This window comes from Aurantimonas aggregata, assembly GCF_010500835.1.
GTDB lineage: Bacteria > Pseudomonadota > Alphaproteobacteria > Rhizobiales > Rhizobiaceae > Aurantimonas > Aurantimonas aggregata.
In genome coordinates, this window is the sequence record NZ_JAAAMJ010000026.1 from 1 (window position 1) to 15,142 (window position 15,142).

11 protein-coding genes, 1 tRNA gene and 1 pseudogene are annotated in these 15,142 nt (G+C 66.5%); 6 read left to right on the forward strand and 7 right to left on the reverse strand.

Translation table 11 applies throughout. The features are described from left to right. Positions 1 to 288 precede the first annotated feature (288 nt). Positions 289 to 1,536: an acyl-CoA dehydrogenase family protein gene (locus GTW51_RS20440; RefSeq protein ID WP_343034080.1), complete on the forward strand. Its 1,248-nt coding sequence runs from the start codon at positions 289 to 291 to the stop codon at positions 1,534 to 1,536. An 8-nt stretch (positions 1,537 to 1,544) separates the two neighbouring features. Next, positions 1,545 to 3,665: an ATP-binding protein gene (locus GTW51_RS20445; protein ID WP_203566212.1), complete on the forward strand. Its 2,121-nt coding sequence runs from the start codon at positions 1,545 to 1,547 to the stop codon at positions 3,663 to 3,665. A gap of 329 nt (positions 3,666 to 3,994) precedes the next feature. Here GTW51_RS20445 and GTW51_RS20450 read toward each other — a convergent pair. The 3 genes and pseudogenes from GTW51_RS20450 to GTW51_RS20460 all read right to left on the reverse strand — a co-directional run. Continuing rightward, positions 3,995 to 4,132 (reverse strand): annotated as a pseudogene (locus GTW51_RS20450) (IS110 family transposase); the annotation flags it as partial. Further along, on the reverse strand, positions 4,087 to 5,325 hold the full coding sequence (locus tag GTW51_RS23665) for a hypothetical protein (RefSeq protein WP_203566213.1): 1,239 nt from the start codon (positions 5,323 to 5,325) through the stop codon (positions 4,087 to 4,089). The pseudogene GTW51_RS20450 and the gene GTW51_RS23665, both read right to left, overlap by 46 nt. Before the next feature lie 159 nt (positions 5,326 to 5,484). After that, positions 5,485 to 5,558: transfer RNA gene (locus GTW51_RS20460), tRNA-Gln, on the reverse strand. Between the two features lie 315 nt (positions 5,559 to 5,873). Here GTW51_RS20460 and GTW51_RS20465 point away from each other — a divergent pair. Together GTW51_RS20465 and GTW51_RS20470 are read left to right on the forward strand one after the other, a co-directional pair. Then, positions 5,874 to 7,457 (forward strand): Ppx/GppA phosphatase family protein, encoded by a 1,584-nt coding sequence (locus GTW51_RS20465; RefSeq protein ID WP_246233306.1) that lies wholly within the window; start codon positions 5,874 to 5,876, stop codon positions 7,455 to 7,457. Next, positions 7,454 to 8,197 carry an RlmE family RNA methyltransferase gene (locus GTW51_RS20470; RefSeq protein ID WP_163045904.1) on the forward strand — a complete coding sequence of 248 codons (744 nt, stop codon included), beginning with the start codon at positions 7,454 to 7,456 and terminating at the stop codon, positions 8,195 to 8,197. The genes GTW51_RS20465 and GTW51_RS20470 overlap by 4 nt, the downstream gene beginning before the upstream one ends. A 4-nt stretch (positions 8,198 to 8,201) precedes the next feature. Here the strand turns inward: GTW51_RS20470 and GTW51_RS20475 are convergent, their stop codons facing one another. After that, a complete protein-coding gene (locus GTW51_RS20475; RefSeq protein WP_163045905.1) occupies positions 8,202 to 9,590 on the reverse strand; it encodes an MFS transporter in 1,389 nt (462 codons plus the stop codon). 214 nt (positions 9,591 to 9,804) lie between these two features. Here GTW51_RS20475 and GTW51_RS20480 point away from each other — a divergent pair, with 214 nt between their 5' ends. Further along, a complete protein-coding gene (locus tag GTW51_RS20480) occupies positions 9,805 to 10,839 on the forward strand; it encodes an MBL fold metallo-hydrolase (RefSeq protein ID WP_163045906.1) in 1,035 nt (344 codons plus the stop codon). A 54-nt stretch (positions 10,840 to 10,893) separates the two neighbouring features. Here the strand turns inward: GTW51_RS20480 and GTW51_RS20485 are convergent, their stop codons facing one another. After that, on the reverse strand, positions 10,894 to 11,127 hold the full coding sequence (locus tag GTW51_RS20485; RefSeq protein WP_163045907.1) for a hypothetical protein: 234 nt from the start codon (positions 11,125 to 11,127) through the stop codon (positions 10,894 to 10,896). 186 nt (positions 11,128 to 11,313) lie between these two features. Between GTW51_RS20485 and guaB the strand changes: the two genes are divergently transcribed. Continuing rightward, positions 11,314 to 12,816: an IMP dehydrogenase gene (gene guaB, locus GTW51_RS20490; RefSeq protein WP_163045908.1), complete on the forward strand. Its 1,503-nt coding sequence runs from the start codon at positions 11,314 to 11,316 to the stop codon at positions 12,814 to 12,816. A 90-nt stretch (positions 12,817 to 12,906) separates the two neighbouring features. Here guaB and GTW51_RS20495 read toward each other — a convergent pair whose 3' ends face one another. Both GTW51_RS20495 and GTW51_RS20500 read right to left on the reverse strand, forming a co-directional pair. Next, positions 12,907 to 14,031: a PQQ-dependent sugar dehydrogenase gene (locus GTW51_RS20495; protein ID WP_163045909.1), complete on the reverse strand. Its 1,125-nt coding sequence runs from the start codon at positions 14,029 to 14,031 to the stop codon at positions 12,907 to 12,909. A 145-nt stretch (positions 14,032 to 14,176) separates the two neighbouring features. Further along, positions 14,177 to 15,085: a hydrogen peroxide-inducible genes activator gene (locus tag GTW51_RS20500; protein WP_163045910.1), complete on the reverse strand. Its 909-nt coding sequence runs from the start codon at positions 15,083 to 15,085 to the stop codon at positions 14,177 to 14,179. Positions 15,086 to 15,142: the final 57 nt, after the last annotated feature.

A 15,142-nucleotide genomic window follows, 5' to 3' on the forward strand; every position in this document is an offset into this window, starting at 1 on the left:
TCGACTACGACGACATCGTCGTCCACTGTTGCGCCGCTTGGAACAAGCTCGTCGATCAACCATGGAAAATCATCTCCATCGGCATGCGAGATTGGGCGCATAGGTTCTGATCAGCGCTCGTTGGTATAAGGTCGAGAATGTTGTTAGGGCATACCGTGATCACTTCCGGTGATCGCTTGCGAGAGCTTGTCTGTCTCAGACGGGTTGGGACGGCCATCAGCTCGCGTTTGCGAAACCAATCTGGATCTCTCGTCCTTCTGTCGAGCCTTCCTGCTCCCGCGACACCTTGTGCCGGTCTGGCTTTCTGATAGCTGTTTCACCAGCCGATCACCATGTCCTTTACGCCGTTCTTCTGAGGTCGAATTGTCAGAAACTCTTCAGCGGCCATACAGCCTCCCGTCCGATCTGGCGTTTCTTGCGTCAGATGTCGCGGAGCGCGTCCTGGCTCCCCAGGCGGAGGAGATCGACCGGGATGCTCGTTGGCCCCGTGAGGGCATGCAAGCGCTTGCGGAAGCCGGCCTTCTTGGTCTTCTCGTCCCGGAGCGCCTCGGCGGGCATGGCCAAGGCCTCCATGCTCTCGCCGAGATCGCAGAGGTGCTTGGCCGAGCGTGCAGCTCGACGGCCATGTGCTTTGCCATGCACTGCGTCGGTACGGCGGTCATCGCAGCGAAGGCAACACCCGATCAGGAGCGGCGTTTCCTGCGGCCGATTGCGGAAGGCCGGCATGTAACCACACTGGCCTTGAGTGAGCCCGGCACGGGATCGCACTTCTACCTTCCCCGCTCCACCTTCGATCCGGACGGCGAGAGCTATGTCGTCAATGGCAAGAAAAGCTTCATCACCAACGGCGGACATGCTGACTCGTATGTCCTTTCAGCGGTCGCGCCCGGTTCGGAGCTGGATCCTGGAACGTTCACATGCCTGTTGGTGGAAGCCGGGAGCGCGGGTCTCGACTGGGGAGCGCCCTGGAGCGGACTCGGAATGCGCGGGAACAGCTCCCGCGCCGCCGGCCTCAACCGCATCTCCGTCCCGAAGGCAAACCTCCTTGGCGAGGAGGGGGACCAGATCTGGTACATCTTTGAGGTGGTCGCTCCCTACTTCCTGACTGCCATGGCCGGCGTCTACATCGGTATAGGACAGGCCGCCCTCGATCTGTCGGTGGCGCACATCAGTGGGCACAAGTTCAGCCATACTACGGCACGGCTGGCCGAGAATCCCGCCATTGTCGAGCAGATCGCGGACATGTGGGCGAGGCTCGAGCGGGCGCGAAGGCTGCTCCACTACGCGGCCCGTCTGGGCGACGCTGGCTCGCCCGAAGCTGCGACTGCGATCTTTGCCTCCAAAATCGACGTGGCGGACGCCGCGGTGGCCTTGACGAACTCGGCGATGCAGCTTGTCGGCGGGCGGGGTTATCAGGCCGATGGCCAACTGTCGCGCCTCCTGCGCGATGCACAGGCTGCCCACGTGATGTCGCCGACAACCCACCTCCTGAAGTCCTGGCTCGGTCGCTCCGTGCTCGGACTGCCTCCGCTCTGATCAGCGATATGGAAGCGATGGAAGCAGCAGCGGCGCAGGTCCTCGTCTTGCTTGGTGAATCCCCGAGGGACTGGGCTGCTGAACGATTCAATCCGGGCTTGTGGAAGGTATGCGGCCTCGACCTCGCGGTTTCTTCCGTGTCCGACAGTGCAATCACGGATCGGCCCGCCCCGGAGATCCTGATCATCGGGCCACACGTGCCGGAGCCCCGGCGTGTGGGCATTCAATTCCGCCGTAAGCTACCGTCGGTCCAGTTGCTGTTTCTTGTTCCCAACCCGGAACTGTCGCGCTTCCGGGCCAGCTTGCCTTTCACCCCGGAGCTTGGGGGTGCCTCCGCCATGCCCGGGGACATAGCGCCCGCCGACCTGCGCGCTGCCGTTCGCGAGCTACTGGAGGCAAGCCGAAAGGAACGCGAGCTCAGCGGGCTCTACAGCCGCGTCAACGCGGTGATTGCCGCCAAGGGCAATAACCATTCACCAGAGGACAGCCGGCGTCGGCAACTCGTCGTAGCCGAACGCTATCTGGCTGCTATCCTCACGCATGCGCCGGAGGCGCTCTTCGCCACCGATGCCGAGGGCAAAGTGGTTCAGCTAAATCGAGCCGCCGAGCGCCTTTTCGCGGTTGAATCTCAGCACGTTGGCGATCCAGTTGCAGATTTGTTCGCGCAAGAGTCTCGAGTGCGAGTTGTGGCGCTTGTCGACCGAGCCGTGGCCGGCGAGATCGTCGAGGGCGAGGAGGCGCAAATCGTATCGGTTGAAGGGGCGTCGCGCACCGTCGAGGTTAGCATTGCACCTGTGCTTGGACCGGCGGGAGCTATCGAAGGGCTTTCCTTCGGCGCTCGAGACATCACGCAGCGTCTTAAAGCCGAGCAGGCCTTGCGGGAATTCGCCTCTCGTCTTGAGGAACGGGTGGCGGAGCGCACGGAAGAGCTCGCGGAAGCAAACCGAACGCTGATGACGGAGATGCATCGGCGCGAGAACGCCGAAGGCCAGATCCGGCAGATGCAGAAGATGGAGGCGGTGGGGCAACTCACCGGCGGGATCGCGCATGACTTCAACAACATGCTTGCGGTCGTGATAGGAGGTTTGAACCTCGTGCAGCGCAGGCTCGCCAAGGGCGACACCGACGTACACAAGTTTATTGCCGGGGCGATGGAAGGCGCCAACAGAGCCGCCGCACTGACCCAGCGCCTGCTTGCCTTCTCTCGCCAGCAGCCCCTGTCGCCGCAGGCCCTGAACGCGAACCAGATGGTCTCGGACATGTCCGATCTCCTGCGCCGCACCTTAGGTGAGGTGATCGAGATGGAGACGGTCCTCGCGGGCGGCCTCTGGCGGACGCACGCGGACCCGGGCCAGCTCGAGAACGCGATCGTCAATCTTGCCGTCAACGCTCGAGACGCAATGCCTGAGGGCGGGCACTTGACCATCGAGACGGCGAACTGCCACCTCGATGATGCCTATGCGGACGAACACGACGTCCCCGCGGGGCAGTACGTGATGGTTGCGGTGACAGACACGGGCATCGGTATGCCCCCCGAGGTCGTGGCCAAAGCCTTCGATCCTTTCTTCACGACCAAGGGCGTCGGCAAGGGGACCGGCCTGGGACTCAGCCAGGTCTTCGGCTTCGTGAGGCAGTCCGGCGGGCACGTTAAGATATATTCCGAGCCCGGCCAGGGGACGACGATCAAGATCTACCTTCCGCGCTTCTACGGTCCAGCCGAGAGCTTCCAGCGCCCGGTCAAGCAGAGCCTGCCGAGAGGGTCGTCCTCGGAAGTCATACTCCTTGTGGAGGACGATGATCGCGTCCGAGAGCTTGCCGTGCAGATGCTCCGCGATCTTGGCTACGGCGTCGTCGCGGCTTCGGGTGGCACGGAGGGCCTGCTCGCCTTAAACGAACATCCTGAGGTATCGCTGCTGTTCACGGATGTGGTCATGCCTGGGATGAACGGCCGTGAACTGGCCGAAGAGGCCAGGCGGCGAAGACCCGATCTGAAGGTGCTGTTCACTACCGGTTACACACGGAACGCCGTGGTTCACAACGGAGTGCTGGACCCTGGCGTGAATCTTCTCCAAAAGCCTGCCACTCTGGAACAGATGGCGACCAAGATCCGCAGCGTGCTCGATGGATGACACGGCGGGTTGCGTCGTAAGTGAATGGCCGCTTCTGCTGGTCACGCGCGGGGAACCTCAGTCTGCTTTCCATCTGTGGACGCCCCCTTGGGCGCAAGTGGTTTCTGTTGGGTTGGCACGATGTCGGATGCTGCCATCTGTCCGGCCTCTGATGCAGCGTGTCGCTGCGGGCCCGTATGGGAGTTCGCGAACCGGAACCAAAACACCCAGAGCGTGCTCGATGGCACGGTGGAAAGCACTGGTTCTTCCGGCCCCGTCTCGCCGACTGTTGTGGCATACCCTCCTTCGACCAACCTCGCGTCCCGACGGCCTCTGACGACGACCCCGGCTTACGCCGCGGCCGCCATCGGAGCTCGATAAGTTCCGCCCTTCGCCAGAAGGGCCCAGACGATACGCGCCATCTTGTTGGCCAGCGCCACCGTCACCAGCATCCGCGGCTTGCGCGCCAGCATCTGTTCCAGCCACGAAGTGCGGCTGGCTTCATCGCGCGCTGACGCGCGCTCTGTCCGTAACGGGTCGGAATGTGGTTCAGATGCTGGCGGAGCGCTGCCACATGATGTTGACGAATTTCGGCGGAATGCGCGACGCCATGCTCCTCCAGAATGTCGTGGAACATCCGCACCAGCGTTCGGACATCGCTCGCCGTGGCTGGCGTCCAGTTCTGGCGGTTGTTCTTGTAGAGTTCATCGTAGGCGTGCTCGAAGTCAGCGAGGTGGAGGACGCGCTCAACCGGCGCAACATCCGCCGCGGCGAGAGCCTCGGCGGAAATAATTTCCGGCGGACCCATCGGCGTCGGCACCTCGGCCGGCTGCGACGCCCCGGGGGAGTGCTCAACGTCTCCGGGAAGGACATTGTCGGGGGCAGTGGCGGGGACGGCTGCGAGCGGCACAGCAGGCACGTCTTCCGAGCGGTGGGTGGAGGCAGCATCGATCACCGGGTCGACAGGCATTGAGAACACCAGTTCGGCGCGCTCGTTTTCCGGCAGCGTCGTGGCGACCAGCGCATTCTGCCGGCGGTCAATCATCGGCCAGCGTTCGGCGACGTTAAGCAGGGCGTCGGCCTTGGCGCGGAACAACTCCATCTTCGCCCGTTCGCGATTGGCCAGCGTCGGGTCGAGGCCGACATCTTCCATCTGCTGTCGGACGTCGCGATCGAAGACGCCGCCGCGGGCACCCTTCTGCTCTGCCCAGAAGGTCTCGGCGATCGCCATGACGTGCGGCTCGGGGATGCCGTGGCGCAACAGCAATGCGCGCGCGGGGCACTCCGCATCGAAGGTGAGGGGACGGGTCGTGCCGAAGAGCTGGATCAGTCGGTAGGCCCAGCCAACCTCGATATCCGCTTCCATCTCGCGCACGTCGTCGATCCCGCCGCTGCGCCGCACGGCGAAAGCGATGTCGTCGAGATGGGCGCTCATGCGCTCGATCTCGGCGCGGAAGAGCTGGTCGAGTTGGTCCTTGGTCGTCATCGCGGCGGTGGGTCTCACGGTCAGGTCGGCGAGCAGCGTGTTCAGCCGCCGCGCCATGTAGGCCGCTTTGTGATGGTCGGACAAACCGAAGCGAGAAGGACAGGCGGGCCTGCCGCGGCACCTGCCGGAAGCGCGTCGGCACGCGTGCGCGCCAATAGAAAGTGTGGCCGCGCCGTTCGAGATTGCTGATGTCATGCCGAGTCGCCACTGCCCGGATCCCTTGAGCTTGGAGCCCGGGATCGCCCGTATGGGCATCACCTCTGGGCTACAGGTTTGGGTCCAAAGCACGGCAACGGCACCGAGAGGATTCTCAGTGGCTGAAAACAATAAGGATTACAGTGGCTTGTAGTAGGCTGGCTGGGGAACCTGGATTCGAACCAGGACTAACGGAGTCAGAGTCCGTGGGTCTACCGTTAACCTATTCCCCAGCAGGGCGACGCGGCGAGCGCGTCACGAGCGACCATATAGACGGGGCGAAGCGGGCTGTGAACCCTTGGCGGCAATTTTTGTCGCTGTCTCGCGTTCGAAGCGGGAAGGTGGCCGATCCGGTTCGGGAAGCAAGGCGGTGGAATAGCGAAAGGTTCGATCGCGGGACGGCTCATGTGGGGCACCTGCGCCGCGGCGCTGCGTGAGCGGCAGGCCAGGGCCAGCGTCCCCGGGCCTGCCGGCGGTACCCTTGTGCTCACCCGGCCAATTGATACACTCTGCCGCGAACCAGGAACCTGAGGCGCCTGAGTGCGGCCATGGCCGATCGGCGCCGGAGAGACAGTGTGAGTGACCATGAAATCGGTGGGAGACGCCGTCCGACCGCGGATCTGAATCGGGAGCCTTCTTCCGGCCTGTCCTCGCGTGCGCGGTCCACCCACGACCCGCGGCAGCAGGTGTCGCCCCTGCGCGCGCCGGCAGCCGATGCGGTGACGTCGGCAAACAGCGAATCGGGTGGGCAGGACAAGGCCGAGCGGACGGGCAACGCCCCCCTGACCAAGCGGCAGCGCCGGCGACGGCGCAAGGCCGGCGCCAAGCCCGCCGGCGTTGTCGTGGAAAAGGGGGAAGCCGGTCAATCCGATCCCGCGAAAGGCGAGCAGGGCAAGCTTCGTGGCGCCCGCAAGCCGCGCCGGCGCGGCAAACGCCGGGCCAAGCCCGGCACGGGCGAATCGTTGCAAAATGCCCCGGAGCAGGCCGCCGGAGCCGATCCGCATGCACGGCCGGCAGTGGCCGGCATGCCGGCGGCGGCTCGTGTCGAGGCGCCCTCCGCGCCCGTTGGCCCTATGCCCACGGCCCGCTCCCATACCGCAGCGAACGGTAGCGGCGTGCGGCCGCCAGCCTATGCGGCGCTGGACCTTGGCACCAACAATTGCCGTCTGCTGATCGCCGTGCCGACGCGGCCGGGCCAGTTCCGGGTGATCGACGCGTTCTCGCGCATCGTCCGGCTGGGGGAGGGGCTCAGCCGCACCGGCAGCCTTTCGCGCGGCGCCATGGATCGCGCCATTGCGGCTTTGTCGATCTGCGCCCAGAAACTGTCGGCGCGCGAGGTCGATCTCGGCCGGGGACGGCTGATCGCCACGGAAGCCTGCCGCTCGGCGGCGAACGGGGTGGAATTCATCGAGCAGGTGAAGCGGGTCACCGGGCTCGACCTCGAAATCGTCAGCCGCGAGACCGAAGCGCGGCTGGCCGTCTCCGGCTGCGGCTCGCTGGTCGACCAGTCGGCCGAAGGCGCGGTGCTGTTCGACATCGGCGGCGGTTCCTCGGAGATCGCGCTGCTCGACCTGCGTGGCGGCAGCACGCGCCGTCTCGCCAGCCGCATCGTCGCCTGGACCTCGCTGCCGGTCGGAGTCGTCAGCCTCGCCGAGCGCCATGGCGGACGAGACGTGACGCCGGAGATCTTCGAGCACATGATCGTCGAGACCGTCGAGATGATCGAGCGCTTCGACGGCCGCGACCGGCTGGGCGAACTCGTCGGCGGCGAACGCTTTCATCTGCTCGGCACGTCCGGCACCGTGACGACGCTGGCCGGCGTGCATCTCGATCTCGAGCGCTACGACCGCCGCCAGGTGGACGGGCTTTGGCTGACCGACCGCGAAGCCGACGGGCTGGTGGCGCGGATCGCCGGCTGGAGCTTCGAGGAGCGCGTCGCCAATCCTTGCATCGGCAGCGACCGTGCCGATCTGGTATTGGCCGGCTGCGCGATTCTCGAGGCGATCCGGCGGGTTTGGCCGGCGCGCACCCTGCGCGTCGCCGATCGCGGCCTGCGCGAGGGATTGTTGACGGAAATGATGGACGCCGACGGCGTCTGGCGCCGCGACACGGCATGGAGAAGCAATTCATGAGCGGCGGACGCGGCGACGACCGGGGCCTGACGGTTCGGGTCAAGAAGAAGCGCGGGCTGAAGGCGTCATCGCGGCGCTGGCTGGAGCGCCAGCTGAACGATCCGTATGTGCGCCGGGCGCGTGCCGACGGCTATCGCTCGCGTGCGGCCTACAAGCTGATCGAGACCGACGACCGCTACAAGTTCCTGAAGAAGGGCGACCGCGTCGTCGACCTGGGCGCGGCGCCGGGCGGCTGGTGCCAGGTCGCAGCCGATCGCGTCGGCTCGGTCGCGGACGACATCCGCGTCGTCGGCATCGACTATCTGCCGGTGGAGCCGGTGATCGGCGCGACGATCCTCGAGATGGATTTTCTCGACGACGCGGCGCCCGGCCTGATCCTTGCCGAACTCGGCGGCGATCCGGACGTCGTCCTCTCCGACATGGCGGCGCCGACGACCGGCCATCGCCGCACCGACCATCTGCGGACGATGCATCTCTGCGAGGTCGCCGCGGACTTTGCGGTACGCACGCTGCGGCCGGGCGGGCATTTCTTCGCCAAGACCTTCCAGGGCGGGACGGAGCAGGATCTCCTGAACCTCCTGAAGCGCAACTTCACCACGATCCATCACGTCAAGCCGCCGTCGTCGCGGGAAGACTCCGTCGAGCTCTACATCCTCGCCAAGGGCTTCAAGGGCCGTCAGGCCGCGACCGGCACGGAAGACGCGGCGGTAGAGCAGGACGAGGTCGGCCCGCTCGGCTGAGCTTCTATTCGGCGGGCAGACGGCGCCCGGCCACCTCGTCGCCCGCCTCCCGCGTCAGCGGCAGGTAGACGAGGGCGGCCGCGGCCGTGATCGCGCCAACGACGAAGAAGGCGGTGGAGAAGTCGGCCAGGCTCGCCTCGCTGCTGCCGGACAGCGCCATGCCGGCCTCCAGCACCGCGCCGGCAACCGCAACGCCGGTGGCGACCGAGACCTGCTGCAGCGCCCCCATCAGCGCCGTCGCGTCGCCGGTCGCTTGGCGCGGCACGTCGGCGAAGGCCAAGGCGTTGATCGAGGTGAAGAACAGCGAGCGGAAGAAGCCCCCGACGAGCAGCAACAGGAGCACGATCGCGATCGGGCTGTCGGGTCGGTAGAAGCCGATGGCCGCCATCATGCCACCGCCGACGAGCGCCGTGGCGATCAGCGTCGTGCGGAAGCCGAGCCGCTTCAGGATCGGGTGGGCGAGCAGCTTCATGCCCATGGCGCCGCCGATCGAGACGCAGGTGATCAGGCCCGACTGGAACGGCGTGTAGCCGAAGCCGAGCTGCAGCATCAACGGCAGCAGGAACGGCGTCGCGCCGGCGCCGACGCGGAACAGCGCGCCGCCGACGATCGCCGCCCGCAGCGTCTCGATGCGGAACAGCGACAGTTTCAGCACCGGGTTCTCGGTGCGCCTGGCGTGGACAACGTAAAAGATGGCCGCGACGATGCCGGCGCCTGCCATGACAGGACCGACGATCGGCGGCAGGGCCGGCAGCGAGACAACCGAGAAGCCGAAGACGATGCCGGCGCAGGCAAAACCCGACAGCAGGAAGCCGGGGAAGTCGAACCTGACGCCCTTCACCCGGTCGATCTGCGGCAGGTAACGGGTCGCTAGCAGGATGCCGGCGATGCCGATCGGCAGATTGATCAGGAAGATCCAGCGCCAGTCGCCATAGGTCGAGATGGCACCGCCGATCGGCGGGCCGACCAGCGGTCCGATCAACGCCGGGATGGTGAACCAGGCCATGGCATTGACGAGGTCGGATTTCGGCACGGCGCGGACCAGCAGGAGCCGGCCGACCGGCGTCATCATCGCCCCCCCCATGCCCTGGACGAAGCGGGCCCCGACAAATCCCTCCAGCGAACTGGCGAAGGCGCAGGCCAGCGAGCCGATGACGAACACCGCGATCGCCAGCCGGAAGACGAACTTCGGACCCCAGCTGTCCGCCAACCGGCCGGAGATCGGGATGAAGATCGCCAGCGACACGTAATAGCTGGTCAACGCCAGCTTCAGCGCGATCGGGCTGGTGCCTAGATCAGCGGCGATCACCGGCAGCGACGTCGCGATGACCGTCGAATCCATGTTCTCCGTGAACAGGGCGACGGCGAGCACGATCGGGACGATCCGGTTCAAGGCAGACCTCGGGGGATACGGTAAGGCAGGCTTATTGGAATGCGCTGCCGACGACGGGCGGTCAAGCGCCGACAGGAATGCGGCGGCAGGCCCGGCAGGTCAACTTGGCGTGTGGTGCGGTTGCCGTGATCCCGTCCCGGGCCAGTTGGCCCCGCCATGGCCGCAACGAAACGGATGGCCGCCGCACGATCGTTACGACTGGGAGACAGATACCATGAGCCGAGAAACCACCGACAGTTCGCTCTGCAATCGTCGCAATGCCCTCAAGCTGGCCGTCGCGGCGGGTGGCGTCGCCGCCGGTGCCCTTGTCACGCGCGGTGCCTTCGCACAGGACGCGACGGCTGACGAGGCGGCACGCCAGCGTGCCAGTGCCGACTCGCCGGGCTGGCATCGCATCACTCTCGGCGAGGCGCGGATCACCACCATCCTCGATGGCCTGCGTGCGGGCGACGGCCCCTATCCGACCTTCGGCGCCGACCAGAGCCAGGAGGCGATGGCGGAGCTGATGCGCGAGAACTACCTGCCCGAGGACCGCTTCGCCAACGGCTTCACCCCGACGCTGGTCGAACTCGACGACAATCTGATCCTGTTCGACACCGGCTTCGGCGAATCCGGACGCGAGAACGGCTTCGGCCGGCTGGTGGAGCGGATGGATGCGGCGGGCTATCGGCCGGAGGACGTCACCATCGTCGTCTTGACGCATTTCCACGGCGACCACATCCAGGGCCTGATGACCGGCGATGCGCCGACCTTCCCCAATGCACGCTATGTCGCGGGCCAGGTCGAGTACGACTGGTGGACGTCGGACGAGGCCAGAAACGGCGACCGGGCCCAGGGCGCGGCGCTGGTGGAACGTCTGGTGGTACCGCTGCGCGACCAGATGACGCTGATCGGCGAGGGCGACGAGATCGTGTCGGGGATCACGGCGATGGAGGCGTTTGGCCATTCCCCCGGCCACATGATCTTCGAGATCGCTTCGGGCGACCAGCGGCTCTGGCTGACCGCCGACACGGCCAACCACTACGTTGCGTCGCTGCAGAAGCCCGAATGGCAGGTCTCCTTCGACCAGGACAAGGCGATGGCCACCGAGACCCGCAAGCGCGTCTTCGACCGGATCGCCGAGGAGCGGATCCCGTTCATCGGCTTCCACATGCCGTTCCCGGCCATCGGCTACGCGCAGAAGCTCGAGGATGGCGGCTACCGGTTCATCCCGGAAACCTACCAGCTGGCGCTTGCCGACGAGGCCTGACCGTCGCGACCCGAGCGGTCCGGGCCCTGCCGGACTGCTCGGTCACGCTCGCGCTCAGCGGGAACAGCCGATCTCGGCCATGATCGCCAGGACGTCGGCGCGCGAGCCGCAGACGTTCTCGCAGGGGATGCCGTCCTCGTCACGGTCCGCACCGTTATGGTTGCCGGCACACCAGGCGATGACGGCCTGCCGGCAGGTCGCGTAATCTGTGCATCGTGCCGCCTGCGCCTTGCTCGCGGCGGCGGTCAGCGCGACGATCACGAGGACCCATCGTGCCATAAAGTTCATGTGTCGCCGCATCCGTCTGCTCCTGCCTGCCATTTCGATCCGCTGCGTGGCCTGCCACGAGGCTACGGTAGCAGCCTTGCGCAGGCCGACCTTCCCAAGGGGGTGGGGTCGTGATAGCAGCCCGTGCCAATCCTTTTTCCCCGCCGACTCGATCATTTCGCGTTGGACGCAGCCCCGAGGACTGGCATGGCCCGTATCATCGAAACCGCGACCGGCGCGACCGCGCTGACGTTTGACGACGTCCTCCTGCAGCCCGGCCATTCGCAGGTCATGCCCGGCGAGGTCGACCTGCGCACGGCGATCACCCGCACCCTGCGCCTCAACCTGCCGATCCTGTCGGCCGCGATGGACACCGTCACCGAAAGCCGCCTGGCGATCGCCATGGCGCAGGCCGGCGGGATCGGCGTCATCCACCGCAATCTCTCGCCCGCCGAGCAGGCCGAGGCGGTGCGCCAGGTGAAGAAGTTCGAGAGCGGCATGGTGATCAACCCGGTGACGATCGGCCCGGACGCGACGCTCGGCGACGCGCGGATGCTGATGAACCGACACCACATCTCCGGTATTCCGGTGGTGCTGAATGGCGGGCAGGGCGGGCAGACCCGCGGCCGCCTCGTCGGCATCCTGACCAACCGCGACGTGCGCTTTGCCACCGACGACAGCCAGCCGATCCACGAGCTGATGACCAAGGACCGGCTGATCACCGTGCGCGAATCGGTAAACCAGGAGGAAGCCAAGCGCCTCCTGCACCAGCACCGGATCGAGAAGCTGGTCGTCGTCGACGATGACGGCCATTGCATCGGGCTGATCACCGTCAAGGACATGGAGAAGTCCCAACTCAATCCCAATGCCTCCAAGGATCCGCAGGGACGGCTGCTCGCCGCTGCCGCGACAAGCGTCGGCGACGACGGCTTCGAGCGGGCCGAACGGCTGATCGATGCGGGCGCCGACCTCATCGTGATCGACACGGCGCACGGCCATTCGCAGCGCGTGCTCGACGCCGTGGCGCGGGTCAAGCGCATGTCCAACGAGGTGCAGATTATCGCCGGCAACGTTGCGACCTCCGACGGCACCAAGGCGCTGATCGATGTCGGGGCGGACGGCATCAAGGTCGGCATCGGCCCGGGCTCGATCTGCACGACGCGGATCGTCGCCGGCGTCGGCATGCCGCAGCTCTCTGCGATCATGGGCGCGGCCGAGGAAGCCGACAAGGCCGGCATCCCGGTCATCGCCGACGGCGGCATCAAGTTTTCGGGCGACCTCGCCAAGGCCTTGGCGGCCGGCGCAAGGGCGGCGATGGTCGGCTCGTTGCTCGCCGGCACGGACGAAAGCCCCGGCGAGATCTATCTGCACCAGGGCCGCTCCTATAAGGCGTATCGCGGCATGGGCTCGGTGGGCGCCATGGCCCGCGGCTCGGCCGACCGTTACTTCCAGGCGGAAGTGCAGGACACGCTGAAGCTGGTGCCGGAAGGCATCGAAGGGCAGGTCGCCTACAAGGGCCAGGTCTCCGCCGTGCTGCATCAGCTGGCCGGTGGCCTGCGCGCAGCGATGGGCTATGTCGGCGCCGCCGATCTCGCGGAATTCCGCGAGAAGGCGCAGTTCGTGCGGATCTCCAACGCCGGGCTGCGCGAGAGCCACGCCCACGACGTGACGATCACCCGGGAAAGCCCGAACTATCCGGGCGGCGGCTGATACCGACGCTGCGAGTCGCCTGATCGGGCCGCTCGCCGCAGTCTCAGATGACCGGCGCGGCAAGCCAGACGCCGCGCCGCAATGTTACGGTCAGCTCTCGCTTTCGGGAGTGAGCTTCAGCAGCCGTCCGCCGGGGCCGTCTTCCAGTACCCAGACGGCGCCGTCTGGTCCCTGCTCGACCTCGCGGATGCGGGCGCCCATGTCGAAGCGCTCGACCTCGCCGCCATCGTCGCCCAGCGTGACCCGTACCAGACCCAAGGCGGACAGCCCGCCGATCAGGCCGCTGCCCTGCCAATCCGGGAACATCTCGCCGGAATAGATCACGAAGCCGGCCGGGGAGATCACCGGCGTCCAGGACTCCACCGGCGCAACGAAATCCTCGGTATTGGTCGAATGGTCGGGAATGTCCCGCCCGTCGTAGTGGACGCCGTTCGACACTTCCGGCCAACCATAGTTCTCGCCAGCTTCCACGAGGTTCAGCTCATCGCCGCCGCGCGGGCCCATCTCGTGGTCCCAGAGCCGGCCGTCGGCGTCGAAGGCGATGCCGAGGACATTGCGGTGGCCGACGCTCCAGAAGCTCTTCGCGAGTTCGCCCTGGTTCTGGATCGGATTGTCGGCGGGAACGGAGCCGTCGTCGTTGAGCCGAATGATCTTGCCGAGGCTCTGCGCCATGTCCTGCGCCGGCGTCAGCTTCTGTCGATCGCCGGAGCTGATGAACATCATGCCGTCGGGGCCGAAGGCGATACGGTGGCTGTAGTGACCGTTGCCGGTAACCTTCGGCTCCTGGCGCCAGACGACCTCCAGGCCGGACAAAGCGGGCTCGTCGGCCGAGGCGTCGAAGGTCGCGCGGGCCACCGCGGCGCCCTGCGTCCCGTCATTGCCCGGCTCGGCATAGGAGATGTAGACGACGCCGTTCTCGGCGAACGCCGGATGCAGGACCACGTCACCGAAGCCGCCCTGGCCGCCATAGGCGACTTCCGGAACGCCGGAAACCTCGGTCATCTCGCCGTCCTGCGTCACGAGCTGCAGGTTGCCGGGCTTTTCGGTCACCAGCATTGCGCCGTCCGGCAGGAAGGTCATCGCCCAGGGCTCGTCGAATTCCGCAACCGGCGTCGCGGTCAGGCTGGTGTCGCCGGTGCCGGGCACGGACACACTCTGCGCCAAGGATGGCGTCACGAGAAACGTCGTGGCGAGAATGGCTGCTGGCAAACGCATGGCGGGTCTCCCTTCGTTCGTCGACAGGCGTCATGCCGTGCCGATGATGTCGTGGAGCCAAGCCCAGAACCGTGGCGGCCGTTCCTTCAACGCTCCGTGAGAAGCGCGTGTCTCGCTTCGGGACGCAGGACCGGCAGGCGGCGCGTCACGCCGCGACAGCGCGCCCCAGGTCGCCGGCGCGCCGGATGACGTCCGCCAGGACCCCAAAATCCTGCCTTCGCGCGGTCGAGGGCCGAAAGGCAAGGGCAATGGTCCGTGCCGGCGCGGGATCCTCGAAGGGCAGGATGGCGATGCCGCCGCGTCGCGTCTCGTCGCCGACCGCCATGTCCGGGATCAGCGTCGCGCCAAGGCCGGCGGCGACCATGCGCAGGATGGTCGACAGGCTGGTCGCCCCGAGGCCCGCCCGTTCGCTCGGATCTGCGATCTGGCAGATCTCCAGCGCCTGGTCGCGCAGGCAATGGCCTTCTTCGAGGAGGATGAGCCGGACATCCCGCATCAGCCCGATGGGAACGCGGGCCGCGTAACGATCCGCCTGATCGGCCGGGACGGCGAAATGGAACCGGTCCTCGAACAGCGTCAGGGTTTCGAGTCCGTGCTCGTCGACCGGCAGCGCGACGATGGCGCAGTCTATCTCGCCGGCCGACAGTTCCCGCAGCAGCCGGTCGGTGACGCTCTCGCGCACTTCGCATTCGAGCTGTGGATGCTCGCCGGCCAGCAGCGCCAGCAGCGACGGGAGCAGATAGGGAGCGACCGAGGCGATGACGCCCAGCCGCAGCCGCCGCGACAGCGGCGCGTCGCCGGCCGTCGCGATGCTTTCGAGCTCGCGCACTTCGGTCAATATCGCGCGAACCCGCCCCCCGATCGCCTGACCTTCGCCGGTCAAGGCGATGCCGCCGGAGGAGCGCTGGAAGAGCGCGCCGCCGAAGAACGCCTCCATCTGGGCAATCTGCGCCGAAAGCGCCGGCTGGCTGATATTCAGCCGTTTGGCGGCGCGCCCGAAATGCAGCGTCTCGCTGAGGGCCTCGAAATAACGTAGCTGACGGAGGGTGATCATCCCGATAGGATAAACTGATTGCGTCCGGTTGAAAATACGATTGGAGATTATCGCTCG

Coding starts and splice junctions, on each gene's coding strand:
- GTW51_RS20445 (WP_203566212.1), top strand. CDS start 1,545: ATGGAAGCGATGGAAGCAGCAGCGGCGCAGGTCCTCGTCTTGCTTGGT.
- GTW51_RS23665 (WP_203566213.1), bottom strand. CDS start 5,325: ATGACATCAGCAATCTCGAACGGCGCGGCCACACTTTCTATTGGCGCG.
- GTW51_RS20465 (WP_246233306.1), top strand. CDS start 5,874: ATGGCCGATCGGCGCCGGAGAGACAGTGTGAGTGACCATGAAATCGGT.
- GTW51_RS20470 (WP_163045904.1), top strand. CDS start 7,454: ATGAGCGGCGGACGCGGCGACGACCGGGGCCTGACGGTTCGGGTCAAG.
- GTW51_RS20480 (WP_163045906.1), top strand. CDS start 9,805: ATGAGCCGAGAAACCACCGACAGTTCGCTCTGCAATCGTCGCAATGCC.
- GTW51_RS20485 (WP_163045907.1), bottom strand. CDS start 11,127: ATGAACTTTATGGCACGATGGGTCCTCGTGATCGTCGCGCTGACCGCC.
- guaB (WP_163045908.1), top strand. CDS start 11,314: ATGGCCCGTATCATCGAAACCGCGACCGGCGCGACCGCGCTGACGTTT.
- GTW51_RS20495 (WP_163045909.1), bottom strand. CDS start 14,031: ATGCGTTTGCCAGCAGCCATTCTCGCCACGACGTTTCTCGTGACGCCA.
- GTW51_RS20500 (WP_163045910.1), bottom strand. CDS start 15,085: ATGATCACCCTCCGTCAGCTACGTTATTTCGAGGCCCTCAGCGAGACG.